This window comes from Aquamicrobium soli, assembly GCF_042646345.1.
Lineage (GTDB): Bacteria > Pseudomonadota > Alphaproteobacteria > Rhizobiales > Rhizobiaceae > Mesorhizobium > Mesorhizobium soli_A.
Genome location: NZ_JBHRTK010000006.1, coordinates 130,982 through 155,166, shown reverse-complemented (window position 1 = coordinate 155,166; position 24,185 = coordinate 130,982). Strand labels below are relative to the sequence as shown.

22 protein-coding genes are annotated in these 24,185 nt (G+C 66.5%); 9 read left to right on the top strand and 13 right to left on the bottom strand.

What is annotated here, in order from left to right; all coding sequences use genetic code 11:
• Window positions 1–64 precede the first annotated feature (64 nt).
• Genes ACFOHJ_RS05955 through ACFOHJ_RS05935 form a run of 5 tightly spaced genes read left to right on the top strand, consistent with a single transcriptional unit; the run spans window position 65 to window position 5,247 of the window.
• On the top strand, window positions 65–1,528 hold the full coding sequence (locus tag ACFOHJ_RS05955; RefSeq protein ID WP_378219486.1) for an aldehyde dehydrogenase family protein: 1,464 nt from the start codon (window positions 65–67) through the stop codon (window positions 1,526–1,528).
• A 19-nt stretch (window positions 1,529–1,547) separates the two neighbouring features.
• Entirely contained in the window at window positions 1,548–2,816 is a 1,269-nt protein-coding gene (locus ACFOHJ_RS05950) for an alpha-hydroxy acid oxidase (protein ID WP_378219484.1), read from the top strand.
• 31 nt (window positions 2,817–2,847) lie between these two features.
• Entirely contained in the window at window positions 2,848–4,122 is a 1,275-nt protein-coding gene (locus ACFOHJ_RS05945; RefSeq protein ID WP_378219482.1) for a flavin-containing monooxygenase, read from the top strand.
• A gap of 28 nt (window positions 4,123–4,150) precedes the next feature.
• On the top strand, window positions 4,151–4,567 hold the full coding sequence (locus ACFOHJ_RS05940; RefSeq protein WP_378219480.1) for a RidA family protein: 417 nt from the start codon (window positions 4,151–4,153) through the stop codon (window positions 4,565–4,567).
• Window positions 4,568–4,572: 5 nt separating this feature from the next.
• The gene (locus ACFOHJ_RS05935) at window positions 4,573–5,247 is read left to right on the top strand and encodes a DUF1028 domain-containing protein (RefSeq protein WP_378219478.1); all 675 of its coding nucleotides are present in this window, start codon (window positions 4,573–4,575) and stop codon (window positions 5,245–5,247) included.
• A 21-nt stretch (window positions 5,248–5,268) separates the two neighbouring features.
• Here ACFOHJ_RS05935 and argE read toward each other — a convergent pair whose 3' ends face one another.
• From argE to ACFOHJ_RS05885, 10 genes are all read right to left on the bottom strand, one after another.
• On the bottom strand, window positions 5,269–6,435 hold the full coding sequence (gene argE, locus ACFOHJ_RS05930) for an acetylornithine deacetylase (protein ID WP_378219476.1): 1,167 nt from the start codon (window positions 6,433–6,435) through the stop codon (window positions 5,269–5,271).
• A 107-nt stretch (window positions 6,436–6,542) separates the two neighbouring features.
• A complete protein-coding gene (locus ACFOHJ_RS05925) occupies window positions 6,543–7,619 on the bottom strand; it encodes a tartrate dehydrogenase (RefSeq protein WP_378219474.1) in 1,077 nt (358 codons plus the stop codon).
• Entirely contained in the window at window positions 7,606–8,697 is a 1,092-nt protein-coding gene (locus tag ACFOHJ_RS05920) for an isocitrate/isopropylmalate dehydrogenase family protein (RefSeq protein ID WP_378219472.1), read from the bottom strand. The genes ACFOHJ_RS05925 and ACFOHJ_RS05920 overlap by 14 nt, the downstream gene beginning before the upstream one ends.
• A 45-nt stretch (window positions 8,698–8,742) precedes the next feature.
• The gene (locus ACFOHJ_RS05915; protein ID WP_378219470.1) at window positions 8,743–10,152 is read right to left on the bottom strand and encodes an MmgE/PrpD family protein; all 1,410 of its coding nucleotides are present in this window, start codon (window positions 10,150–10,152) and stop codon (window positions 8,743–8,745) included.
• A 220-nt stretch (window positions 10,153–10,372) separates the two neighbouring features.
• Window positions 10,373–11,080: an FCD domain-containing protein gene (locus tag ACFOHJ_RS05910; protein WP_378219468.1), complete on the bottom strand. Its 708-nt coding sequence runs from the start codon at window positions 11,078–11,080 to the stop codon at window positions 10,373–10,375.
• 225 nt (window positions 11,081–11,305) lie between these two features.
• On the bottom strand, window positions 11,306–13,036 hold the full coding sequence (locus tag ACFOHJ_RS05905) for an ABC transporter permease (RefSeq protein WP_378219466.1): 1,731 nt from the start codon (window positions 13,034–13,036) through the stop codon (window positions 11,306–11,308).
• Between the two features lie 247 nt (window positions 13,037–13,283).
• On the bottom strand, window positions 13,284–14,330 hold the full coding sequence (locus ACFOHJ_RS05900; protein ID WP_378219464.1) for an ABC transporter substrate-binding protein: 1,047 nt from the start codon (window positions 14,328–14,330) through the stop codon (window positions 13,284–13,286).
• Between the two features lie 11 nt (window positions 14,331–14,341).
• On the bottom strand, window positions 14,342–15,409 hold the full coding sequence (locus ACFOHJ_RS05895; protein WP_378219462.1) for an ABC transporter ATP-binding protein: 1,068 nt from the start codon (window positions 15,407–15,409) through the stop codon (window positions 14,342–14,344).
• Between the two features lie 148 nt (window positions 15,410–15,557).
• Window positions 15,558–16,097, bottom strand: coding sequence for a chromate transporter (locus ACFOHJ_RS05890; RefSeq protein WP_378219460.1), 540 nt, complete (start codon window positions 16,095–16,097; stop codon window positions 15,558–15,560).
• Window positions 16,094–16,672, bottom strand: coding sequence for a chromate transporter (locus ACFOHJ_RS05885; protein ID WP_378219458.1), 579 nt, complete (start codon window positions 16,670–16,672; stop codon window positions 16,094–16,096). The genes ACFOHJ_RS05890 and ACFOHJ_RS05885 overlap by 4 nt, the downstream gene beginning before the upstream one ends.
• Window positions 16,673–16,851: 179 nt before the next feature.
• On the opposite strand from ACFOHJ_RS05885, the gene ACFOHJ_RS05880 reads away from it, so the two are divergent.
• The 3 genes from ACFOHJ_RS05880 to ACFOHJ_RS05870 all read left to right on the top strand — a co-directional run bounded on the left by ACFOHJ_RS05880 (window position 16,852) and on the right by ACFOHJ_RS05870 (window position 19,729).
• On the top strand, window positions 16,852–17,532 hold the full coding sequence (locus ACFOHJ_RS05880) for an FCD domain-containing protein (RefSeq protein WP_378219456.1): 681 nt from the start codon (window positions 16,852–16,854) through the stop codon (window positions 17,530–17,532).
• 2 nt (window positions 17,533–17,534) lie between these two features.
• On the top strand, window positions 17,535–18,284 hold the full coding sequence (locus ACFOHJ_RS05875; RefSeq protein WP_378219454.1) for an SDR family oxidoreductase: 750 nt from the start codon (window positions 17,535–17,537) through the stop codon (window positions 18,282–18,284).
• A gap of 104 nt (window positions 18,285–18,388) precedes the next feature.
• Window positions 18,389–19,729, top strand: a complete 1,341-nt coding sequence (locus ACFOHJ_RS05870; RefSeq protein WP_378219452.1) for an MmgE/PrpD family protein — start codon at window positions 18,389–18,391, stop codon at window positions 19,727–19,729.
• Between the two features lie 64 nt (window positions 19,730–19,793).
• Here the strand turns inward: ACFOHJ_RS05870 and ACFOHJ_RS05865 are convergent, their stop codons facing one another.
• Window positions 19,794–20,867 carry a tartrate dehydrogenase gene (locus ACFOHJ_RS05865; RefSeq protein ID WP_378219451.1) on the bottom strand — a complete coding sequence of 358 codons (1,074 nt, stop codon included), beginning with the start codon at window positions 20,865–20,867 and terminating at the stop codon, window positions 19,794–19,796.
• Between the two features lie 89 nt (window positions 20,868–20,956).
• On the bottom strand, window positions 20,957–22,033 hold the full coding sequence (locus ACFOHJ_RS05860; RefSeq protein WP_378219449.1) for a PdxA family dehydrogenase: 1,077 nt from the start codon (window positions 22,031–22,033) through the stop codon (window positions 20,957–20,959).
• Window positions 22,034–22,165: 132 nt separating this feature from the next.
• Here ACFOHJ_RS05860 and ACFOHJ_RS05855 point away from each other — a divergent pair, with 132 nt between their 5' ends.
• Window positions 22,166–23,149, top strand: a complete 984-nt coding sequence (locus ACFOHJ_RS05855; protein ID WP_378219447.1) for an alpha/beta fold hydrolase — start codon at window positions 22,166–22,168, stop codon at window positions 23,147–23,149.
• A 39-nt stretch (window positions 23,150–23,188) separates the two neighbouring features.
• Here the strand turns inward: ACFOHJ_RS05855 and araD1 are convergent, their stop codons facing one another.
• The gene (araD1, locus tag ACFOHJ_RS05850) at window positions 23,189–24,184 is read right to left on the bottom strand and encodes an AraD1 family protein (protein ID WP_378219445.1); all 996 of its coding nucleotides are present in this window, start codon (window positions 24,182–24,184) and stop codon (window positions 23,189–23,191) included.
• Window position 24,185: the final 1 nt, after the last annotated feature.

Below are 24,185 nucleotides of genomic sequence, written 5' to 3'. Positions count from 1 at the left end.
ACCACAGTGACATATTGCGCAATCGTGATGTTGGCGCGTGCCAGCTACGGGAAAGGGAAAAGACATGACCGCTCATCCTCATTTCATTCCGCTCGTCTGCGGCAACAAGGTCCTGAACGAGGGCTCCGACGGCGTGGGGCAGAGCGTCGATCCGTCGACGGGCGCAGTCATCGCCGAGTTCGCCCGGGCCGGCGCCGCCGAGGTCGAAGCCGCCGTTGCCGCAGCGCGCGAGGCGTTCGACAACGGCCCGTGGCGCCGCATGCGTCCGTTCGAACGCGGGCGCGTCATGCAGCGCATCGCGACCCTGCTGCTCGAGCGCCGCGACGCCATCGCGCGCATGGAAAGCACCGACAGCGGCAAGCCGCTGCGCGACGCCTATTGGGAAGTCGACTGCTCGGCCCGCTTCTTCGAGTTCTACGGCGGCGCCGCCGACAAGCTGCAGGGCAACTCCATTCCGCTCGGGCCGGACTGGTCCGACTGGACGGTCAAGGAGCCGATCGGCGTCAGCCTGCACATCATTCCCTGGAACTACCCGCTCCAGCTCATCGCGCGCGGCGTGGCGCCGGCGCTCGCCGCAGGCTGCTCGATCATCATCAAGCCGTCGGCGGAAACGCCGGTCACCGCCTATGAGTTCGTGAAGATCTGCCAGGAAGCCGGGCTGCCCGACGGCCTCGTCAACCTGGTCAACGGCCGTGGTTCCGTGGTCGGCGACCTGCTCGCCCGCCACAGGGGCGTCGACCAGATCACCTTCACCGGCTCGGTGGAAACGGGCGAGCGGGTGCTCGTCGCCGCCGCCTCGCATGCCATTCCCTGCAACATGGAACTGGGCGGCAAGTCGGCGCAGATCCTGTTTGCCGATGCCGACATGGACAAGGCGCTGCCGATCGTGGCAGGCGGATTCCTGACCCATTGCGGCCAGGTCTGCAATGCCGGCACGCGCCTGTTCGTGCAGCGCTCGGTGCATGACGAGGTCGTGTCGCGGCTGCATTCGCGCATCAGCCGCATGACGCTCGGCGCCGGCGTCGACGATCCGGACATGGGGCCGCTGATCAGCACCAGGCACAAGCAGGATGTCGAGCGCTATTTCGACGTCGCGCGGCAGGATGGCGATCTTCTGCTCGGCGCCGAGACGCCGAAGGACGCTTCCCTGGCCGGCGGCGCGTTCGTGCGCCCGGCGCTGGTTGTGGGCGCCGGCAACGATACCCGCATCGCCCGCGAGGAAATCTTCGGCCCGGTGCTGACCATCATTCCCTTCGATACGGCGGAGGAGGCCGTGCGGCTGGCCAATGATTCGCCCTTCGGCCTCGTCGCGGGCATCCACACCAGCAATATCAGCGCGGCGCTGAGCGTCGGCGAAAAGCTGCGTGTCGGGCAGGTCTGGGTCAATTCCTTCGGCGTCGGCCTCGATGTGGAGTTTCCGTTCGGCGGCTACAAGCTGTCGGGTTATGGGCGCGAGAAGGGACTGGAGGCGCTTGCGGCCTACCAGCAGATCAAGAACTTCTGCATCCATCACGCGATGCCGGCGTGAGCCGGTCGGGAAGATCGGCATGAGCGGTCCTAAACAGGAGCAGGGCGGCACGGGCTGGGGCGCAGGCGCCTCCAGCGGCGCCGAGGCCGCGCTGCTCAGGCGGTATCCGGGCTTCCGGTCGCTGATGGAGCGGGCGAAGCGGCGCAGCCCGCGCTTCGCCTTCGACTATCTCGAAGGCGGCGTCGGCGACGAGTTGTGCATCGACCGCAACCGGCAGGCGCTGGACGCGATCGAGATCGTCCCGCGCTACGGGATCGACGTCGCGGCCGTGTCGTCGGCCGCCTCGCTGTTCGGGCGCGACTATGCGATGCCGCTCGGCATCTCCCCCATGGGACTGGCGGGGCTGGTCTGGCCCAATGCCGACGACGCCATGGCGGCAGCCGCGCAAAAAGCCGGCATTCCGTTCGTGCTTTCCATGGTCGCCAACACGGATATCGAGACGATCGCGCGCATCGCGCCGGGCGTGGTGTGGCTGCAGCTCTACGCGGTGCCGCAGGACGACTATCGGGTGACGCTGGACATGGTCGACCGCGGTTCGCGGGCGGGCGCGCATGCGCTGGTCCTTACGCTGGACACGCCGACGCGGCAGAAGCGCCTGCGCGACCTGCGCAACGGGCTGACCGTGCCGTTCCGACCGACCTGGAGGACCGTCTACGACGTGGCGCGGGCGCCGGCCTGGGCGCTTTCCACGCTTCGCAACGGACAGCCGCGTTTCGCCAATTTCGTTCCCTATGTGAAGGGGCGCGCGCGGCCCGGCGACGTCGCCGGCTATGTCGACCGGCATATGGCCGGCGCCATGACCTGGGACCTCATCAAGCGCATCCGCGACAGATGGCCGGGGCCGCTGGTGCTGAAGGGCATCCAGCATGCGGACGATGCGGAGCATGCGGCGGGCCTCGGCATCGACGGCATCATCATCTCCAACCATGGCGGCCGCCAGTTCGATGCCGCACCTGCCGCCATCGACATGGTGCAGGATATGAAGCGCCGTGTCGGCGGCCAGGTTTCCGTCATGCTGGACGGCTCCATCCACTCCGGGCTCGATATCCTGCGGGCGCTCGCCTGCGGCGCCGACTTCGTCTTCGCCGGCCGGCCCTTCCTCGCCGCGACGGCGGCGCTGGGAGCGGGAGGGCCGGTCCATCTGGCAAGGATGTTCCAGGCAGAATTGAGGGGCGTCATGGCGCAGGCGGGCGCGACCGACATCGCCGCGTGCAGGACGCTGAGTTTCCGCATGGGGCGCGCGCAGGAATTTTCGCAATCGCATACGGGGCTTTGCAAGCAGCGGTGACACTCGTATCGTCACCAGAAAGGGCGCTGGAATGTCAGTCGAAAGGGTGGATACGCTTGTCGTAGGGGCTGGCCAGGCAGGGATAGCGATGAGCGAGCACCTGAGCCAGTGCGGGGTCCCGCATCTGGTGCTCGAGCGCCACCGCATCGCCGAGCGCTGGCGAACCGGGAGGTGGGATTCGCTGGTGGCCAACGGCCCGGCGTGGCACGATCGCTTTCCGGGGATGGAGTTTCCCGTCACCGGCCCGGACGGTTTTCCGCCCAAGGATGAGGTCGCCGACTATTTCGCCGCCTATGCCGAGATGATCGGCGCGCCCGTGCGCTGCGGCGTCGAGGTCAGGGAAGTGCGCCGGCTTGCCGGACGGCCGGGTTTCCGGGTCGAGACTTCCGAAGGCGTGATCGAAGCCGACAGCGTGGTGGCTGCAACCGGTCCGTTCCAGCGCCCGATCATGCCGGCCATCGTGCCCGAAAGCGCCGGGTTGGTGCAGGTCCATTCCAACGCCTACTACAATCCCCAGCAATTGCCGGACGGCGCGGTGCTGGTCGTCGGCGCCGGATCCTCCGGGGTCCAGATCGCCGACGAGCTGCTGCGCTCGGGGCGGCGCGTCTATCTGTCGGTCGGCCCGCACGACCGGCCGCCGCGCGCCTATCGCGGCCGCGACTTCTGCTGGTGGCTGGGCGTGCTCGGCAAATGGGACATGGAGACGCCGGGCCCCGGCACCGAGCATGTCACCATCGCGGTCAGCGGCGCGCGCGGCGGCGAGACGATCGATTTCCGCCGCCTTGCCCATCACGGCATGATCCTGGTCGGCCGCACGCAAGCCTATCGGGACGGCGTGCTGACGTTCGCGCCCGACCTTAACGAGAATATCGCGCGCGGCGATGCCAATCTGATGGCGCTGCTGGACGAGGCCGACGCCTATATCGCGGCCAACGGCCTCGACCTGCCGGCAGAGCCGGACGCCCGCCGCATCGAGGCTGACCCATCCTGCATGACCGATCCGGTGCTGGAGCTCGATTTGGCCGGAGCCGGCGTCACCTCCATCATCTGGGCGACGGGCTACGGTCTCGACTATGGCTGGCTGAAGGTCGATGCCTTTGACGACAAGGGGCGGCCAAAACACCAGCGCGGCGTCTCCGCCGAGCCCGGCATCTACTTCCTCGGCCTGCCGTGGCAGGCCCGTCGAGGCTCCAGTTTCATCTGGGGTGTCTGGCACGACGCCAAGCATGTAGCGGACCGCATCGCGACGCGGCGCAAATACCGGGAATATCACGAAGCTGCCCGCCATGCGGCCGAGCGGCGGTAGCAAAGGCCAGATTTTCAGGGAGAACACGATGGCGCATACCCGAATCCGCAAGTTCAACACCAAGGACACCTATCCCGAGCAGAAGCTCGACAACGACCTGTGCCAGGCGGTCGTCACCCGCGGCGGCAGGACCGTCTATCTCCGGGGCCAGTGCCCGCAGGACCTCGACACGGCCAAGGACATCGGCAGCCACGACCCGGTCGAGCAGACCCACAAGGTCATGCAGAACATCCGGCAACTGCTCGAGGAGTGCGGCGGCGGCATGGAGCATCTGGTCAAGGTGGTGGTCTACATCACCGACGTGCGCCATCGCGAGGCGGTCTACCGCACCATGGGCGAATATATCAAAGGCGTGCATCCGGTTTCGACCGGGCTGGTGGTCTCGGCGCTGGCCCGTCCGAACTGGCTGGTCGAGATCGACGGCACCGCCGTCATTCCGGACTGAGCGCCATGACCTTCTCCATCGTCGCGCGCTGCGCCAAGACCGGCATGTTCGGCGTCGCCGTCTCGTCTTCCTCGCCGGCGGTTGCGGCGCGCTGCGCCTATGCGCAGGCCGGCGTCGGCGCGGTCGCCAGCCAGAACGTCACCGACCCGACGCTGGGCACGCGCGGGCTCGAACTGATGGCGCGGGGCGCCTCGGCGGCCGAGACGATCGCCATCCTCAAGCGCACCGGCTCGCATACCGACTACCGGCAGGTGCTCGCCGTCGATGCGAGCGGCCTCAGCGCCATCCATTCCGGCCCCAAAGCCCTCGGCATCTGGTCGCAGGCGCGGGCGGATAACGTCGCCTGCGGCGGCAACCTGCTTGCCCATGACGGCGTGCCGCAGGCGATGGTCGATGCGTTTATCGCTTCGGAAGGCCATCTCGGCGACCGCATCATCGCTGCCATGCGCGCCGCGCTGAAGGCCGGCGGGGAGGCGGGCCCGGTGCACTCGGCCGGCATGAAGCTGGTGCGCGACGTCGCCTGGCCGGTCGCCGACCTGCGTTGCGACTGGACCGACGATTGCCCGGTCGAGCAGCTGGCGACGATCTGGGAACTCTACAAGCCGCAGCTCGACGCCTATGTGACCCGAGCCATCAATCCCACCGAAGCCCCGAGCTACGGCGTGCCGGGCGACGAGTGACGGGGTTGGGTTAGCGGTGCCCTAGATTGCCAGCGGCGTGTCTTCGGCCAGCCGGTCGAGCAGCTTCTCCAGCATGTCGTCGCAGCGGTTCAACTGCTCGACGCTGACGAACTCGTCCGGCTTGTGCCCCTGCGCCATGGAGCCCGGCCCGCAAACCACGGTCGGTACGCCCACGTCGCGGCTGAAGAACCCGCCTTCCGTGCCGTAGGCCACCTTGATGGTGCCGTTGGCGCCGGTGAGCGACTTCACGAAGGCGACGGCCTGCGAAACGGCCGGCGTGTCGAGGCCGGGATAGGTGTTGAAAATCTCGATATCGATCGCGGCTTCCGGCGCGGCCGAAGACGCGGCCGTGACGATGCGCTTCGCCTCGGCACGCAGCCGATCGAGGATGGCCGAGGCGTCGTCGGCCGCAATGTTGCGGATTTCGAAATCGAGCGTGCACAGGTTGGGAACGATGTTGAGCGCGACGCCGGCGTTCATCTTGCCGACGTGGACGGTGGTGTAGGGGATGTCGTAGTCGCCATCGCGAGCCCCCTGCGTGGCCAGCCTTTCCTGTTCGGCACGAAGGGCCGCGACGAAGTCGCAACCGAGGTGGATGGCGTTGAGCGCCAGCGGCGCCAGCGCCGAATGGCCCTCGCGACCCCGGCACACGGCGCGCGCGCCGATCTTGCCCTTGTGGCCGGTCGCCACCTGCATGTTGGTCGGCTCGCCGACGATGCACAGTAACGGCCGCTGCGGCGCATCCTGCAGCATTTCGATCAGGCTGCGCACGCCGATGCAGCCCACTTCCTCGTCATAGGACAGGGCCAGGTGAAGCGGGGTCTTGAGCGGCAGTTTCGATGCCTTGATGCAGGCTGAAATCGCGCAGGCGACGAACCCCTTCATGTCGGCGGCGCCGCGGCCGTACAGCCTGCCGTCGCGCCGGGTCATCTCGAAGGGCGGCAGCGTCCAGTCCTGCCCGTCGACGGGAACCACGTCGGTGTGGCCGGACAGCATGACGCCGGCCATGGCGGCGGGGCCGATCGTGGCGAAAAGATTCGCCTTGTGGCCGTCCTCGCTGGGGATGACCTGGCTTTCTATGCCGTGCGCTTCCAGCAGTTCCGCGACGTAACGGATGAGGTCGAGGTTGGAATCCCGGCTGACGGTCGCGAACGCGATCAGCTTGTCGAGGATGCTAACGCTGTCCATGGCTGCCCCTGTCTACCTATCTGGCGGCTGTTTAGCACCGCCAGGGCAGAACATAGAAGCTTCATTTCGGAGGCCGGCGAAATTAGCTTCCGGCCGCCGAACAGCGGTCAGGCGTTGTCGCCGCGAAGCGCCGCGATCACCGCATCCGTCACCTCGGCCGTGTTGGCGGACCCGCCGAGGTCGGGGCTCAGGTGCTCGCCGCGCGCCGTTACCGTTTCGATGGCGGCCATCAGCCGGCCGGCAGCGGCCTTCTCGCCCAGGTGCTCCAGCATCAGGCAGGCGGTCCAGAACGAGCCGAGCGGATTGGCGATGCCCTTGCCCATGATGTCGAAGGCCGAGCCGTGGATCGGCTCGAACATCGAGGGGCGTGCGCGCGAAGGGTCGATATTGGCGGTGGAGCCGATGCCGAGCGACCCGCCGAGGGCGGCGGCGAGGTCCGACAGGATGTCGGCGTGAAGGTTGGTGGCCAGCACCGTGTCGATGCTGCCGGGCTTGTTGACCATGCGCTGGGTCATGGCGTCGACCAGCATCCAGTCGACCGTCAGATGCGGATAATCGCGGATCACTTCGCGCACCACCTCGTCCCACAGCACCATGCCGTGGCGCTGGGCGTTGGACTTGGTGACGACGGTGAGCAGCTTGCGCGGGCGCGACGAGGCGAGGTCGCAGGCAAAGCGAGCAATGCGCTCGATGCCGGCGCGGGTAAAGACGGCGACGTCCATGCCGACCTCGATCGGCAGGCCGCGATGGGCGCGCCCGCCGACGCCGGCATATTCGCCTTCGCTGTTCTCGCGCACGATCACCCAGTCGATCTCCCTGCCGAGTTCGGGGCGCAGCGGCCCAGTCAGCCCCGGCAGCAGGCGCGTCGGGCGGACATTGGCGTACTGGTCGAAGCCCTGGCAGATGGCGAGCCTCAGCCCCCACAGCGTGATGTCGTCGGGAAGGTCCGGGTCGCCGACCGAGCCGAAATAGATCGCATCGGCGTGCCTGATCTTTTCCAGCCCGTCCTCGGCCATCATGCGGCCGGTGCGTCGGTAGTAGTCCGATCCCCAGTCGAAGCGCTCGAAATCGAAGGCGAGGTCCGGCTCCAGCGCCGCCAGCGCTTCCAGCACCTTGACGCCGGCCTCGACCACTTCCGTGCCGATGCCGTCACCGCCGATGACGGCGATCTTATGCGAGGACATTTTCGGTTTCCTTCTCGATGCCCGCCAGGATGGCGCGGGTCATGCCTTCCGTGTCGGTGGTGCCGCGGATGTCGCCGGTGCGGGTCTCGGGCCGGGCAAGGGCTGCCACCGTGGCCTTCTGCATCAGGGCAGCGGCCTTTACAGCTTCGTCGATGCCGCGGTTGTGACCCAGCCACTCCAGTAGCATGCGGGTGGATTCGATCATCGCGTAGGGATTGACGATGCCCTTGCCGGCGATGTCGGGGGCCGATCCGTGCGCTGCCTGTGCCATGGCGATGTTGCCTTCGCCGATGCACAGGCCGGGCGCCATGCCGAGCCCACCGACAAGGCCGGCCGCCTCGTCGCTCAATATGTCGCCGAACATGTTGGTGGTGACGACGACGTCGAAGGTCTGCGGGTCGCGCAGAAGACGCATGGCGAAGGTGTCGACGATGACCTCGTCGACCTCGACGTCGGGGAACTCCTTCGCGGCGTTGTAGCATTCTTCCACGAACATGCCGCAGCCGAGCTTGAACACCGTGTCCTTGTGGACCAGAGTGAGCTTCCTGCGGCGGTTGCGGGCGAGTTCGAGCGCTGCCTTGGCCACGCGGTAGCTGCCGGAGCGGGTGATGACGCGCACCGAGATGGTGGTGTCGTGGGTCGGGCGGAACTCGCCGGAGCCGGCCACGACGTTGCGGTCGGGCTGGAAGCCTTCGTTGTTTTCCCGCACGATGATCAGGTCGACATCGTCGAACAGCCCCCCGATGCCGGGATAGGAGCGCGTCGGCCTGACATTGGCGAACAGGCCGAAATGCTTGCGCAGGATCGGGTGCGGATTGATGGCGCCCGGCACCTTCGGATAGGCGCGATGCCCGATCGGCCCGAGGATGAAGCCGTCGAGCACCGACAGCTTGTCCAGCGTGTCCTCGGGCATGGTGGTTCCGAGCGTATCGAGCGCGCGGTGGCCGATGGGCATCGGCCGCCAGTCGATGGCCAGGCCGGTGCGGGCGGCGGCGGCCTTGGCGATGCGCACCGATGCCGGCACGATTTCGTGGCCGATGTCGTCGCCGTTGAGGATGCCGATCGTCAGGTGCGCCATTTCCGTCCGCCCTTTTCCTGTTATGCCTCGTGGATGCCGGTGGGCTCAGCCCGCCTTGGCGACGAGCGCCATCAGGCGTTCGAGCGAGGGCTGACTCTCGAGATCGCGCACCAGCGAGACGACCTCGTCGACGGCGGCGCGGGAAAGGCGGGCATGGTCGGCATTCTCGCGGAACTTGTTGGCCACCTCGTCGTAGCTCATAGGGTTTGCGGGGCTGCCCTTGCCGAAATCGGCCTCGCCGTGAATGACGCGGCCGTCGTTCAGGGTGATGTCGATGATGGTCGTCATCTTGTGGTAGCCGGCCTTTTCCGCCTTGTCGTCGACGACGAAGTCCACCTTTTCGATCATCGCCTTGACGTCCTCGCGCTGGGTGGTGGCGTCTGTGAACTCGCCAAGGCCGGCCTTGCGGTCGAGGAGCAGGATGGCCATGCAGAATTCCATAGAGAACTTGGCCTGCAGTTCGTCCTGCGGGCGGTGGTGGATCAGGGCGTTCGGCATGTTGGAATTGGTCCCGATGCGCACATGCTTAACGTCCGCGGCCTTGATGTCGTGCTCGCGGATGAGGCGCGCCATTTCCGTCATGCCGGGATGAGTCAGCGAGCCCGACGGATGCGGCTTGATCGACACGCCGGGGTTGGCGAAGGTCCACGGGTCGCCGAGACGGTTGCGGATCGCGTCGGCATCGTAGCCGCCGCCGGCGGCGCTGAAGAAGCCGCGCGGGGCTTCGAGGATCTTGTCGGTGGCCGTCCAGCCGATGGCGGCGAACTGGGCTGCCGCGACACCGCTTTCGGACGAGCGGCCGGCATGGAACGGCTTAGTCATGGTGCCGAAGTTCTCGCGCAGGCCGGCCGACTGGCTGCCGGCGATGGACAGCGCGCGCGCCGTGGTCTCCACGTCGAGGCCGAGCAGCGAGGCGGCGGCGGAGGCGGCGGCGAAGGTGCCGCAGGTGGCGGTCGCGTGGAAGCCGGTCTGGTAGTGGCGCGGCGCGATCGCCTCGGCGATCTTGCACTCGACCTCGACGCCGAGGTGATAGGCGAGCATGACCGCGGCGCCCGACGCACCGAGCGTTTCGCCCATGGCGAGTGCTGCGGGCAGGGCGGGCGCGGTCGGGTGGGTCAGCAGGCCGTAGACACGGTCCGCGGCCACCGCCAGCTGGGTGTCGTCATAGTCGTCGGCGTGGATGCCGACGCCATTGGCAAAGGCAGCGAAGCGCGGGGCGACCTTGCGGCCGGCGCCGATCACCGTGGCGGACCCCGGCGCCAGACCGAGGTCGTCGAGATGGCGGCGCACCAGCGCGCCGCTATGCGCCACCGAGCCGGACAAGGCGAGGCCGATGCCGTCGAGGATCGACTTCTTGCCGAGCGCCACGACGTCGTCAGGCAGGTCCCGGAGGCCGGTGCCCACGACAAATTCAGCCACGTAACGGGTCAGGCCTTTTTCTACGACGGCGTGCATCGTTCTTCCTCTCTGTTTGACTGCCATGCCTCGGCGCGGGAGCCTGTCCCGAATCCGCCGGAGGATCAGCGATGTCCTTCGACTAGGAGGCTAGTTTTGGTAAACTGTCAACAATTTTTTGTCTACAGTAACGTCGACTATTGGCCGTCAGGCCGGCTCGGACGGCCGCCGCGCGGCCGGAGACGGCGAGGGTTTCCTGCCGGCTGCGGCGTCCTGAAGGTCAGTCGGCCCCGTGACGGAGCGCTTCCGTTGCCCGGCGCGTGCGCTTGGCGCCGTTGACGATATGGGCCCGGCCGGCCGTGAAGGCCTGCTGCGGGTCATGTGCGGCCACCGCGTCGAGGATGGCGCGGTGCTCGCGGTTGGAGATGTCGAGCACGGCGTCGCTGGCCAGCGCGCGATAACGCTGGATATGGAGCTCGCGGGCGAGGCCGAGATAAATCTGCGCCAGCCGCTCGTTGCCGCACATTTTCGCCAGTTCGGAGTGGAATTCGAGATTGACGGGGTAATAGTCGCTGACCTCGCCCGCCTTCGCCAGCGCGTCCATCCGGTCGACGAGCGCGCGCAGCCGGGCGATCTCCTTGCTGGTGATGCGCTCGGCGACGCTCATCATCATGCAGGCGAACACATAGGCGCGCGCCTCGGCGACGTCGCGGGCTTCCTCGTCGCTGAGTTCGCGGACGAAAAAGCCGCGGTTGGGGATGACCTGGATGAGGCCGAGCGCCGCCAGCGCGCTGCAGGCCTCGCGGATCGGGCCGCGGCTAACCTTGAGCTGCTGGGCCAGCGCGTTCTCGTTGATGCGCTCGTTGGGCGTGAATTCGCCCTCGACGATCATCCGCTCGATCTCGTGCTGGACGACATGCGCCAGCGAGCGCGTGCGCAGGAAGTCGATGGGAGAAAGGTCTGCAGTGGTGTCGCTTGCTTTAGCCATGGGCACTCAATCTGTCATCGGGCGGTCATCAGGGGCAGCGCGGTCTGGAAAGTCCGCCCGAACAGGCCCCTGGGCCATGAGCAACTTGCGAGCCGATCAACCACGCCTTGTCTCCCTTATCGAAGCAGCCTTTGCAACCGCAAGCCACAGATCATGACCGGGACGATACACCGCGTTGTCAAGCAATGCAGCGACAATTGCTGTGGAATTGCTTGCGATACCATGTCAGCCGCCGCTGCGCTGGCCGGCGCCGCCGAGCACCGGTACCCGGTTGGCGATGAAGACCACGGTGAACGAAACGACCAGCAGCAGGATGCCGAGCACGGCGATGGCACCGTAGTCGCCGCTTTCGTTGAGGTCGTAGATGATGACCGAGACCAGCTTGGTCGGGGCGGTGGTCAGAAGGATGGTCGCCGACAGCTCCCGGATCGTGCCGATGAAGACGAAGCACCACGCAGCCACCAGGCTGGTGCGCAACAGCGGCGCCGTGATCTGCCACAGGGTTTTGAGGCGGGTGGCGCCGAGGATGCGGCTCGCTTCCTCCAGTTCCGGATGCACGCCGAGGAAGGCCGAGGAAAGCTGCTGGTAGCCTGCCGGCAGTTCGATGGTCATGAAGGCGATCAGGAGAATCCACAGCGTTCCGTAGAGACCGAAGGTCGGGTTGGCGTAGGCGAGGAAAAGGCCGACGCCGAGCACGATGCCGGGAATGGCGATCGGGGCCGTCGCCAGCATGCCGAGCAGCGAGGAGCCGGGCACCGCGCTGCGGGCGACGAGGTAGGCGACCACCAGCGCGATCAGGGTGGCGATGGTGGCCGTGGACAGGCCGAGGATCAGCGTGTTCCAGATGGCGAGCTTGGTCGAGGAGAACTCGAACAGGACGAAGTAGAAATTGTGCAGCGTCAGCGCGCTCCAGCTCAGCGGCTCGGACAGGTTGTGCGTCAGCGCCACCTTGAGCAGCGCGAGATACGGGAACAGGATCGTCACGCACAGGATGAGCAGGACGTAGAGGCCGGCGAGCCACTTCCAGGCGCCGAGCTTGATGCGCCGCGGCGCCCCGCTTTTGCCGCCGAGCACGGTGTAGCCGCGGCGGCCGAGGATCCATTTCTGGCCCCAGAGAAGGAACATCGTCACCATCAGGAGCGGCACGGCGCTGGCCGCCGCCATGTCTAGGCGCGGCGGGAACTGGAAATAGCTCCAGATCTTGGTGGTGAGCACGTGGAAGCCGGCCGGCAGGGCCAGGATCGCCGGCGAGCCGAACATGGTGAAGGCCTGGACGATGGCGACGAGCGAGCCGGCGAGCATGGCCGGCAGCACCATCGGCAGGGTGATGCGCCACAGCGTCCTGCCCGGCTTGCCGCCGAGGATGGCGGAGGCTTCCTCGAGGTCGGAAGGCACCTTGTCGAAGGCGTTGGCGACCAGCGTGAACACGAACGGGAACGAATAGCAGGTGATGGCGAAGACGAGGCCGGTGAAGGTGTAGATGTTGAACAGCGCCTGTGACTGGTCGAGCCCGAAGACCCAGCGGTAGATGTTGTTGAGGATGCCGCTGTTGGGCGCGGCCAGCATCGCCCAAGCGATGGCGCCGAGGAAGGGCGGCGTGACGAAGGAGGCGGTGACCAGGCTGCGCACCAGGCGCTGTCCCGGCATGTCGGTCCGGGCGACCAGCCAGGCGAGCGGCGTCGCCACCACGCAGGAAAAGAAGCCGACGCACCCGGCCATGGCCAGCGAGATCAGGAAGGCCCTGCGGATGGTGGCGTCGGTGAACAGCCGCGCCAGGTTGGCGAGCGTGAAGGAGCCGGCCTTGTTGGTGAGGGCGTAGTAGCCGAGCCAGAACAGCGGCAAGAGGACCAGCACGCACAGGAGTACGGCGAGCAGCGCGAACAACGGCGTCGACAGATCGAACCGGCCGAGACGCCGCCGGGAGACCGGATCGGGGGACACTGCTGCGATGGTCACCTTTGTCACCTATGAGCTTGATTGAAGGGATGGAACATCCGGGGGCCGCGGGTCTGTCTGGGTCAGGGGCGGGCTCCGCCGGATATTCCGCACCCTGCCTGCGTCGTTTTGCCGGGCGCCGGCAGGCTGCTGTCGTCGACGCGGCAGGCCGTTGGCGGCGCGAGCGGCAGGACAGGGCAGAGTGCGGCTGCCGCCGGCACCCTTGTCCTGCCCTCGCGTCGCGTCCTGCCTCCCGGGCCGTGGGCGGTCAGGTGCCGAAATACTCTTCGTACTTCTGCTTGATCTCTTCCATCGCGTCGCGAACGGCGGCCGGATCGGAATCGAGCAGCTTGATCTCGGAGAGCGGCGTGCGGTTCGACTTTTCCACCACGTCCGGCCTTACCGAGCGGAGGCCGCCGAAATCGTCGTTCAGCTGCTGCGCTTCCTTCGAGAACATGAAGGAGTAGAACAGCTTGGCGGCATTCGGATGCGCGGAATGCGAGAGGATGGCGGCATTGCCGTAGGCGATCGAGGTGCCTTCCGGCGGATAGATCGGCGTGATCTGCACGCCCTTATCCTGCAGCATGAAGACGTTGTACTCGTTGCCGTCGGCCTGGATGAAGCGCTCGCCCTGGGCCAGGACCTTCGGCGGCTCGGTCGACGACTGCACCTGCATCACGCCCTGCTTGCCTAGCTTCTCGAAGAAGTCCCAGCCGAGAAGTTGGCTGAGCGCATAGGTGGCGGTCATGACGTTGCCGCTGTAGCCGGGATGCGACTTGACCAGCTTGTCCTTGTATTTGGGGTCGAGCAGGTCGGTCCAGGTCTTAGGGGCGTCCTCCGCGCTGACCTTGTCGGAGCGATAGGCCATCACGGTCAATGTCGCGCGGAAAGCGGCATACATGCCGTCGGGGTCGCGGTCCTTTTCCGGCCACAGCTTGGCGACGTCCTCCGGTACGGCCGGGGTCAGCCAGTTCTGGTCCTTGAAAACCAGGAAATGCGAGGCGTCGGACGTCTCGATCACGTCGGCGTTGTAGATGCCGCTGGAATATTCCTGGCCGATGCGCTGGAACACGCGTTCCGAACCGGCACGTTCGACCTGTACCTTGATGCCGGGATAATGCTTTTCGAAGGCGGCGCCCAGCTTTTCGGCGACCTGCACGTCCGTAGAGGTGTAGTAGACGACCGTCCCCTCCTTGGTCGCGGCTGCGACCAGGTCATCCGTTACCGCATAGGGCTCCGGCGGCGCGGCCCATGTGATCTGGCTCCAGGCCATGGCGGCCACGAGCGCGCCGGCTGCGACTTTCATTTTCGGCATTTCTCTCTCCCTTAATGCGCGAGTGCCCGGCAGCGATCAGGTGGGCAATGAAGCCAAACTTGCTGGTTCTCCGGGATCGCGAGTCCTACGGGCGCGATCGCCCGTACGGTTTCGCCACCTGATAGACTGATGAGGTAGTCGCGGTGCGAGCCGAGATAGACCTGGCGCACGACCTTGCCGGTCGCCCAGTTGGTCGGGTCGCCCTCGGGCTTCTTGTCGACGAGATGCAGGTCGTGATGGCGAACGGAGACCGCGGTCTCGCCGCTGGCGGCGAAGTCGCCGCTGCCGCACCTGAGCACGAGGCCGTTGCCGCAATCGACGGCGTCGGCGCCCACACGCTTGCCCTTGAAGATATTGGTGCCGCCTATGAACTGGGCGACGAATTCCGACTGCGGCCGCTCGTAGATGTCCTCTGGCGAGCCGGCCTGCTCGACATTGCCCTGGTTCATCACCACGATAATGTCGGCCGCCGTCATCGCTTCGGTCTGGTCGTGCGTCACATAGACGGTGGTGTAGCGGAACTCGTCGTGGAGGCGGCGGATCTCGAAGCGCATTTCCTCGCGCAAATTGGCGTCCAGGTTGGACAGCGGCTCGTCGAGCAGCAGCGTTTCCGGCTCGATGACCAGCGCGCGGGCCAGCGAAACGCGCTGCTGCTGGCCGCCCGACAGTTCCGCCGGGTAGCGTTCGGCGAGGTTTTCCAGCTTGGTCGCCTGCAGGATGCGGCGGGCCTTGCTCTCGATGTCGCTTTTGGCCATGTGGCGCAGCCGCAGGCCATAGGCGACGTTCTCGAACACCGTCATGTGCGGCCATAGCGCATAGCTCTGGAAGATCATCGACATGTTGCGCGCTTCGGGCGGCGCGCTGCCGGAAGGGGAGGATACCACTCGCCCGCCAACCCGGATGTGGCCGTCCGACGGCTGCACGAAGCCGGCGATCAGGCGCAGCGTGGTGGTCTTGCCGCAACCGGAGGGGCCGAGCAGGCACACCAGGGTTCCCTTGTCGATCGCCAGATCCACCTCGTTGACGACCGTGGCGCTGCCATAGCGCTTGGTCAGCCGGTCGAGTTCCACAAAGGCCATAGATCCTCCGAACATTCCCTTCACAGGCCGTGCGCCTGCGTCCTCACCCGGAAAGGTTCCCCCAATTCTGTCAATTGTCAACGATTAACTGAAAACTATCGGCGAGATCGGCGCTACTTTTTCGGACGGCACCTGTCGGCGGGCCTTGCTACCCGGCCACTGCCAGCAATGCGCAGAACAGGATCGCGCCGAGGCCCATCAGCGCGAGCGGGCCGAGGCGCACCGTTTGCGCCGCGCCGGCGACGAGGATTGCCACGCACCATGCGATCCAGCCGCCCCGGGCCTGCTGCAAGAGGGCGTGGACGCTTGACAGCACCAGCCCGGCTGCCAGCGGCGCGAGGCCGTAGATCAGGGCCTTTTGCCACGCCGCATCGGGGTGGCGGTGCCAGACATAGGCGATCGCCACTACAAGCAGGGAGGATGGCGCAAAGATGGCGATGGTGGACAGCACCGCGCCCAGCCAGCCGGCAAGATGCCACCCGATCAGCGTCACGATCAGGGTGCCTGGCCCCGGCGCGACGCGCGAAATGGCGAACATGTCCATGAAGGCCTTGTTGGTCAGCCACTGCTGGCTGTCGACCACGCTGTACTGCAACTGGCCCAGGATGGAGGAGCCGCCGCCGATCGCCATCAGCGACAGCGGCGCGAAGACGAGGCACATGCTGAGGAGGAGATTATCGTCCTTCATGGGCGGCGGCCTTTCAGGAAACCGATGGCGATGCCGATCGGGGCGAGCACGGCGACGACTGCGAGCGCGGAGACATGAAAGGCCGTGGCGCCGATGAAGGTGGCGAGGAACAGCACGACGGCCGCGAGGTCGGTGCAGGCATAGCGCATGGCGAGGTAGCCGACGGAGAGCGACAGGCCGGTGGCCGCGACGGCGAGGCCGGCCAGCGCCGTCCCGATCGCCGAAATCGCGCTCAGCCTCAGCACCACGTCGCCGACGAGGATGATGGTGACGGCCGGCGGCAGCAGCACCGCTGGCAGCGCGACCATGGCGCCCGCGACCCCGCGGCACTGGTAGCCGAGCCAGAGCGCGAGGTTGGCCACATTCACCCCCGGCAGGGACTGGCTGAGCGCCAGCCCCGAGAGGAACTGCTCGTCGGTGAACCAATGCCGGTTGGTCACGAATTCGGTATGCATCATGCCGTTGACACCGCCGCCGATGCTGGTGATGCCGAGCTTGGTGAAGGCGAAAAACAGCTCCAGGAAACCCGGCACCGGTGCGGGGGGCTTCGCTGCGAGAGGGTCGGCCTGGGACATGAAGGCTCCGTTCTACTTGGGACGCATCCTCGCCTGCGGCCGGGTCCTTGCCGGGTCCGCCGCGCGCGCCGCGGCGTACCGGACAGGCACGCCGAGGCGCAGGAATCCTGCCGTTCCGTTTACTGTATTCTGTTGACAGTTTTCAGTAAATAGACGATCACAGGCCCATGAGATCGCAATTGGAATTTCTGCAAAGCCATTCGCTGACCAGCGTTCTCCAGCGGGAACTGGAGGCGCTGGTGCTGTCGGGCGAGTTCCAGCCGGGCGAGCGGCTGAACGAGAATGCGCTGGCCGCGCGGTTTTCGGTAAGTCGCGGGCCCGTGCGCGAGGTGTGCCGGGCACTGGCGGAAAAAGGCCTGCTCGAACATATCCCCAATCGCGGCGTGTTCATGCGCCGCATGGACGAGCGGCAGGCGGCCGAACTCTACGACGTGCGTGCCGGCCTGTTTGCGGCGGCGAACCGGATCCTTGCCCTGAGCGCGACGCGCGAGCAGATTTCGACGCTCGAGGGCCTGCTGGAGCGCATGGAAGCGGCGGTCGCGACCAATTCGCTCGATGATTACTACCCGCTCAATCTGGAATTCCACGATTCCATCCTGCGCTTTGCCGGCAACAGCCGGCTGCACCGGGCCTATGCCGAACTGATCAAGGAACTGCACCTGTTCCGCGAGCGTGCCCTGCTGCAGGGCGGCGGGCTGGCCATCTCCAACGTCGAGCACCGCCGTATCGTCGATGCGCTGAAGGCCGGCGATGCGCCCACCGCGATGGAGGCGGCCTATGTCCATGTCCTCAGCGGCAAGAGCCGCATGGTCCTGCCGCACGAGGCGGCGCCGGCGGCCGCCACATCTTCGGGAGAATAGCGATGCAATCCACGCGCGAACTGGAAGGGCGGGTCGCCCTGGTGACCGGGGCAGCCCGCAACATCGGGCGGGCCATGGCGCTGGAATTCGCGCGCGCGGGGGCTGCGGTGGTCGTGAACGCGCGCCATTCCGAGGCCGAGGCCAATGCGGTGGCGGCCGAGATCGTGGCTGCCGGTGGCCAGGCGAAGGTCGTGCTCGCCAATGTCGCCGACCCTGACGGTGCCGAAGCCCTTGTCGCCGCCGCCGTCGAGCATTTCGGCCGGCTCGACATTCTCGTCAACAGCGCCGCGATCCGGCGCGAGACCCCGTTCTCGGCGCTCGGTTTCGCCGAGTGGCGTGAGGTCGTCTCGACCATCCTCGACGGGGCGTTCCTGACCAGCCATGCCGCGCTTGCCCACCTGCGGAAGTCCGACCAGGCGGCCATCGTCAACCTCGGCGGCATGTCCGCGCATACGGGTGCTGCCGGCCGCGCCCATGTCGTGGCCGCCAAGGCCGGCGTCGCCGGCTTCACCCGGGCGCTGGCGCATGACCTTGCCGGCGACGGCATCACCGTCAACTGCGTGTCGCCCGGCATCATCGATACCGTGCGCGCTGGCGCCGAACCGGGCCACCATGCCGGCAAGATGCCGCTGGTCGGCCGGCGCGGCACGCCGCAGGAAGTGGCTTCGCTGGTCCGCTATCTCAGCGGACCCGAGGCCCGCTACGTCACCGGCCAGACGATCCACGTCAACGGCGGTGTCTTCATGGCGTGAGCCACGCCGCTTTCATCGACCGTCCAACCACCGGACAGATCGCCCGGGCGGCACAGGCCGCTTGAGGCCAGCAGACCCCAAGCAGACCTGAAGGAGAGCTATCAATGGATGTCACCGCCACCCTGGCCCGCTATGTCGTATCCGCGCCGGCCGACAGTGTTCCCGAAAACGTCAGGCGGGAGGCGGTGCGCTCGTTCCTGAACTGGATGGGCTGCGCCGTCGGCGGCTCGCGCCACGAGACGGTCGATATCGCGCTGGCCGCCATATCGCCGTTCGCCGGCAAGCCGCAGGCGGCCGTCCTCGGTCGCGGCGAGCGGCTCGACATTATGCACGCGGCGCTGCTCAACGGCATTTCCAGCCATGTCTTCGACTTCGACGACACGCATCTGCGCACCATCATCCACCCGGCCGGACCGATTGCGTCGGCGATCCTCAGCATGGCGCAACTGAAGCCGGTGAGCGGGCGCGACTTCCTTCATGCCTTTATCCTCGGCGTCGAGGTGGAATGCCGCATCGGCAACGCCGTCTACCCGGCGCACTACGATATCGGCTGGCACATCACCGGGACGGCCGGCGTGTTCGGCGCGGCGGCGGCGGCCGGCAAGCTGCTCGGGCTCAACGAACAGCAGATGATCTGGGCGCTCGGCATCGCCGGCACGCAATCGTCGGGCTTCCGCGAAATGTTCGGCACCATGTGCAAGAGCTTCCACCCAGGCCGCGCCGCGCAGAACGGCCTGCTCGCCGCGCATCTGGCCGAGCGAGGCTTCACCTCATCCAACCGGGTGCTGGAGGCGCCGCGCGGCTTTGCGCATGTCATGTCCACCGAACGCAATTTCGACGAGATCACCAAGGGCCTCGGCGACAGCTTCGAGATCGCGCTCAACACCTACAAACCGTTTGCTTGCGGCATCGTCATCCATCCGATCATCGACGGCTGCGTCCAGTTGCGCAACGAGTTCGGCCTGAAGGCCGACGAGATCGAGCGCATCGACCTCGAAGTCGATCCACTGGTGCTGGAACTGACCGGCAAGAAGACGCCGCAGGTCGGCCTTGAAGGAAAGTTCAGCGTCTATCACTCGGCGGCGGTGGCCATCATCGACGGTAAGGCCGGCGAGGAGGAATATTCCGACAGCCGTGTGCGCGATCCGCAGGTGGTGACGCTGCGCGACAAGGTTCACGCCGTCGCTTCGAACACCATTGCCGAGGACGAATGCCACGTCACGGTGACGCTGAGCGACGGGCGCGTCTTGAAGAAGCATGTCGAGCACGCCATCGGCAGCCTGGCGCGACCGATGAGCAATGCCGACCTGGACGCCAAGTTCAGCGGCCTCGCCGATCCGGTGTTAGGGGCAGGGGCGGCGGCCCGGTTGCGCGACCTGTGCTGGAACATCGAGAAGCTGGAAGACGTTGCCGTGCTGGCCACCGCTGCCGTGCCCGCAGCCTGACACGAAAAAACGCCGCCGCCTGGGAAGCCAGCGGCGGCGTTGTCCTGTCGGATACGTTTTGTTCTTACAGGGCCTCGGCCACGGCCTTGCCGCATTCGACCGTGTTGGCGGAGCCGCCGAGGTCGGCGGTACGCCGGGCCGGATCGGACAGCACCTTTTCGATGGCGGCAACGATCGCCGCCGCCGCTTCCGGCTGTCCGAGATGGTCGAGCATCATCGCCGCCGACCAGATCTGACCGATCGGGTTGGCGATGCCCTTGCCGGCGATATCCGGCGCCGAGCCGTGCACCGGCTCGAACAGCGAGGGAAACGCGCGCTCAGGGTTGATATTGGCGCTCGGCGCGATGCCGATCGTTCCCGTACAGGCCGGCCCGAGATCCGAAAGGATGTCGCCGAACAGGTTGGAAGCCACCACCACGTCGAACCAGTCGGGGTGCAGCACGAACTGCGCCGTCAGGATGTCGATGTGGTACTTGTCCCAGCGCACGTCCGGGTAGGCCTTGGCCATTTCCTCGACCCGCTCGTCCCAGTAGGGCATGCTGATCGAGATGCCGTTGGACTTTGTGGCCGAGGTCAGGTGCCTGCGCTCGCGCTTCGAGGCCAACTCGAAGGCGAATTTGAGCACCCGGTCGACGCCGATGCGCGTCATCACCGTTTCCTGCATCACCACCTCGCGCTCGGTGCCGGCGAACATCTTGCCGCCGATGGAGGAATATTCGCCCTCGGTGTTCTCGCGCACCACCCAGAAGTCGATGTCGCCCGGTCCGCGCCCGGCCAGCGGGCTCGGCACGCCCGGCATCAGCCGCACCGGCCGCAGGTTGACGTACTGGTCGAATTCGCGCCGAAACTGGAGCAGGGAGCCCCACAGCGAGACGTGGTCGGGAACGCCCGCCGGCCAACCCACGGCGCCGAAGAAGATGGCGTCGTGCGAGCCGATCTTCTGCTTCCAATCGTCGGGCATCATCTGGCCGTGCCTGGCGTAGTAGTCGTAGGAGGCGAAGTCGAACCAGTCGAACGACAGGCCGATGCCGAAACGCGCGGCGGCCTTTTCCAGCACGCGCACGCCTTCGGGCATCACTTCCTTGCCGATGCCGTCGCCGGGGATGACGGCAATGCGGAAACTGTTGGATGGCGCCATGCGAAACTCTCTCCTGATTGCGGGTGCCTAAAGCATCGGGCCGAAAAGTGTACGCGGTTTTCGGATAACCCGATGCTCCATCAAAAAGGCTAGCGCGCGCCTTGTGCGTCCGGAAGGACGCGCGGCGCGCTAGGGGTGCCGGCGGCGCTGTTGCGGCCGGCGAGCTGGGCGGCGAGCCGGATAGCGCTTTCGAGCGCGCCGGTCGAGGCGACGCCCTTGCCGACGATGTCGAAAGCGGTGCCATGCGCCGGCGTGGTGAAGACGGTGTCGAGCCCCGCCGTCACGGTGACGCCGCGGTTGAAGCCGCGCAGCTTGGTCGCGATCTGGCCCTGGTCGTGATACATGGCGACGACGCTGTCATACTCGCCGGCGAAGGCCTTGAGGTAGATGGTGTCGGCCGGGAAGGGGCCCTTGCAGTCGATGCCGGTGGCGGCCGCCGCCCTGACGGCCGGGCCGATCAGGTCGATCTCCTCGCGCCCGAACAATCCGTTTTCGCCGGCATGCGGGTTGAGCGCGGCGATGGCGATGCGGGGCGATGCGATGCCCGCCCGCCGCATGGTGCGGTCGACCAGTTCGATCGCCTCGATGATGCTGTCATGCGTGATCTGGTCGAGCGCGGTGCGCAGCGAGACATGCGAGGTGACGCGCGACATCCACTGGCCGTCGAGCACGTTCATCTCGGAAAAGTAGCCCTTGTGATCGAGCAGATGGGCGAACATCTTGTGCTCGTCCGGGAATTTCCAGCCGCCGGCATGCAGCGCCGCCTTGTTCAGCGGGGCGAAGGTGATGGCGTCGAAGTCGCCCCTCACCGCCAGCCGGACGGCTTCGGCCAGCGTGTCGCCGGTCAGCTTGCCCGACTTAGCCGAAACCTCGCCGCGCGGCAGGGTGGCCGGATCGATGTTGGCTAGGTCGATGAGTGGCGTTTCCGGCGCGCTCCAGTCGATGGCGGCGGCGTTTCCCACGGTCCTGATCGACAGCACGACCCCGGCGTCGCGGGCGCCCATTTCCAGCACGCGGCGATCGCCCAGGACCGCAATGCGGGCAACGTCGGCCAGCCGCCGGTCGGCGACCACGCGCGCCACGAGTTCGGGCCCGATGCCGGTCATGTCGCCCAGGAGCAGGGCAAGACGCGGTAAGGTGGAAGGCTGAAGGGAGGGAGCGGCCATCGAATTCACCTCGGGCTTGGGAACTGCCGTAATCGGAATTTGGTGTCGCGCCGTGGGATGGGAAAGTCAACTGAAAATTGTTGACAGTATTCAATTTTGGCGCAAGGTTGGCGCGCTTTCAGGAGGTGTAACATGACCAGCCAGACCAGTCCGTCCCCCGTTGCCGCGTCCATGCCGCCGCTGGAAACGAATCACAAAAGCTTGATGGAGGGGTTCTCCTATCGCCGCATCAAGACGCGGGGAGCGGAGATCAACGTGGCGGTCGCCGGCAACGGTCCGCCGCTGCTTCTGCTGCATGGCAACCCGCTGACGCATGTCGGCTGGCACTGCATCGCGCCTTCGCTGGCCAAGTCGTTCACCGTGGTGGCCATGGATTTGCGCGGCTATGGCGACAGTTCCAAGCCTGACGGCGGTCCCGACCACGCGGCCTACAGCTTCCGCGCCATGGGCGAGGACGGCTTCGACGTGATGAGCGAGTTCGGCTTCGAAAAATTCGCTCTGGCCGGGCACGATCGCGGTGCGCGCACCGGCTTCCGCATGGCGCTCGACCAGCCCGACCGGATCACGCATTTTGCCGCGCTGGACATCATCCCGACCCACCATCTGCTCACCAACGTGACGATGGGCTGGGGCCTCGAAAGCTACCACTGGTTCTTCATGGCGCAGAAGGCGCCGTTCCCGGAAAAGCTGATCTGCGCCGACCTCGACTATTACATCCAGTACAAGCTGAACAAGAAGGGCGTCGGCCTGCAGATATTCACGCCCGAGGCGTTCAAGGAATATGCCCGCTGCACGACGCCGGAGCAGATCCATGCCGTGTGCGAGGACTACCGCGCCACCGTCACCATCGACCTGGCACTGGATACCGCCGACTTCGGCAAGAAGAAGATCGAGTGCCCGGTGCTGGTGCTGTGGGGTTCGAACAGCCATGTCGGCCGCCACCTGCCGGTGATGAAGGCGTGGTCGCCATGGGCGCCGGACCTGCGGGGCTGGGCGATCCCGACGGGGCACTATCCGGCCGAGCACCGTCCCGACCTGGTCTATGAGAGCTTCTGGTCGTTCTTCAACGGCATCGAGCCGCAGCCCTATCGCGCCGACAACGACAGCGCCGCCTGAGCGGCTGCCTGCCTGTAGGTGCGGGCTGCTCGTCCGCGCCTACAGGGCCCTGACCGCCACCGTCGTCGGTGTCTCGAACTCGACCGGATTGCGCAGCGGCAGGCCGAATTCCCGCGCCTCGATCTCGAAGGTATCGCCCGCCTTCGTCGTGACGCCGTCGACGAACGACAGGGTCGCGGTGCCGAACATATGCACATGCACGTCGCCCGGCTGGCGGAAGGCGGCATATTTGAAATGGTGGTGCTCGAGGTTGGCGATGGTGTGCGACATGTTCGCCTCGCCCGACAGGAACGGCTTTTCCCAGAAAACCTTGCCGTCGCGCAGGATGCGCGAGGTGCCGCGGACATCGGCGGGCAGGTCGCCGATGAGGATTTCCGGGCCGAAGGAGGCATTGCGCAGCTTGGAGTGGGCGAGCCACAGATAGTTCACACGCTCGGTCACGTGGTCGGAGAATTCGTTGGACAGCGTGAAGCCGACGCGGAACGGCTGGCCGTCGTCGCCGATGACATAGATGCCGGCGATCTCCGCCTCCTCGCCGGCATCAGCGGCGAAGGAGGGCGAGACGAGCGGTGCGCCAGGCGCGACCGCCATGGTGCCGTTGCCCTTGTAGAACCATTCCGGCTGCACGCCGATGCCGCCGTTGGCCGGCTTGCCGCCTTCCAGCCCCATGCGGAACATCTTCATGGAATCGGTAAGCTGCTCCTCCTGCGAGGCGTCGAGCTTCTTGTGCATGGAATCGCGGGCGGCGGCGGAGCCGAGATGGGTGAGGCCAGTTCCCGTCAAATGCAGATGCGCGGGGTCCGGATGATTGATCGGCGAAAGCAGCCAGCCCTTGCGGCAGGCAGCCTCCAGGTCGACGGTCTCGCCCAGCCCCTTGCGCTCGATCAGCGCAGCGAGGCCTGAGCCAGTTCGCGCCGCCTCCAGCGCCAGCGAGTAGACGCTGCGCGCGCCGTTGACGATGCGGGCCTTGCCGCCGCTTTCGCGGGCGGCGACGCGGATGGTCTCGCTGTCGTCGAGTATCTGGGAGATCAGCATT

Bases quoted from the DNA above. Each gene is read 5' to 3' on its own strand.
- ACFOHJ_RS05955 (WP_378219486.1), top strand. From the start codon at position 65: ATGACCGCTCATCCTCATTTCATTCCGCTCGTCTGCGGCAACAAGGTC.
- ACFOHJ_RS05950 (WP_378219484.1), top strand. From the start codon at position 1,548: ATGAGCGGTCCTAAACAGGAGCAGGGCGGCACGGGCTGGGGCGCAGGC.
- ACFOHJ_RS05945 (WP_378219482.1), top strand. From the start codon at position 2,848: ATGTCAGTCGAAAGGGTGGATACGCTTGTCGTAGGGGCTGGCCAGGCA.
- ACFOHJ_RS05940 (WP_378219480.1), top strand. From the start codon at position 4,151: ATGGCGCATACCCGAATCCGCAAGTTCAACACCAAGGACACCTATCCC.
- ACFOHJ_RS05935 (WP_378219478.1), top strand. From the start codon at position 4,573: ATGACCTTCTCCATCGTCGCGCGCTGCGCCAAGACCGGCATGTTCGGC.
- argE (WP_378219476.1), bottom strand. From the start codon at position 6,435: ATGGACAGCGTTAGCATCCTCGACAAGCTGATCGCGTTCGCGACCGTC.
- ACFOHJ_RS05925 (WP_378219474.1), bottom strand. From the start codon at position 7,619: ATGTCCTCGCATAAGATCGCCGTCATCGGCGGTGACGGCATCGGCACG.
- ACFOHJ_RS05920 (WP_378219472.1), bottom strand. From the start codon at position 8,697: ATGGCGCACCTGACGATCGGCATCCTCAACGGCGACGACATCGGCCAC.
- ACFOHJ_RS05915 (WP_378219470.1), bottom strand. From the start codon at position 10,152: ATGCACGCCGTCGTAGAAAAAGGCCTGACCCGTTACGTGGCTGAATTT.
- ACFOHJ_RS05910 (WP_378219468.1), bottom strand. From the start codon at position 11,080: ATGGCTAAAGCAAGCGACACCACTGCAGACCTTTCTCCCATCGACTTC.
- ACFOHJ_RS05900 (WP_378219464.1), bottom strand. From the start codon at position 14,330: ATGCCGAAAATGAAAGTCGCAGCCGGCGCGCTCGTGGCCGCCATGGCC.
- ACFOHJ_RS05895 (WP_378219462.1), bottom strand. From the start codon at position 15,409: ATGGCCTTTGTGGAACTCGACCGGCTGACCAAGCGCTATGGCAGCGCC.
- ACFOHJ_RS05890 (WP_378219460.1), bottom strand. From the start codon at position 16,097: ATGAAGGACGATAATCTCCTCCTCAGCATGTGCCTCGTCTTCGCGCCG.
- ACFOHJ_RS05885 (WP_378219458.1), bottom strand. From the start codon at position 16,672: ATGTCCCAGGCCGACCCTCTCGCAGCGAAGCCCCCCGCACCGGTGCCG.
- ACFOHJ_RS05875 (WP_378219454.1), top strand. From the start codon at position 17,535: ATGCAATCCACGCGCGAACTGGAAGGGCGGGTCGCCCTGGTGACCGGG.
- ACFOHJ_RS05870 (WP_378219452.1), top strand. From the start codon at position 18,389: ATGGATGTCACCGCCACCCTGGCCCGCTATGTCGTATCCGCGCCGGCC.
- ACFOHJ_RS05865 (WP_378219451.1), bottom strand. From the start codon at position 20,867: ATGGCGCCATCCAACAGTTTCCGCATTGCCGTCATCCCCGGCGACGGC.
- ACFOHJ_RS05860 (WP_378219449.1), bottom strand. From the start codon at position 22,033: ATGGCCGCTCCCTCCCTTCAGCCTTCCACCTTACCGCGTCTTGCCCTG.
- ACFOHJ_RS05855 (WP_378219447.1), top strand. From the start codon at position 22,166: ATGACCAGCCAGACCAGTCCGTCCCCCGTTGCCGCGTCCATGCCGCCG.
- araD1 (WP_378219445.1), bottom strand. From the start codon at position 24,184: ATGCTGATCTCCCAGATACTCGACGACAGCGAGACCATCCGCGTCGCC.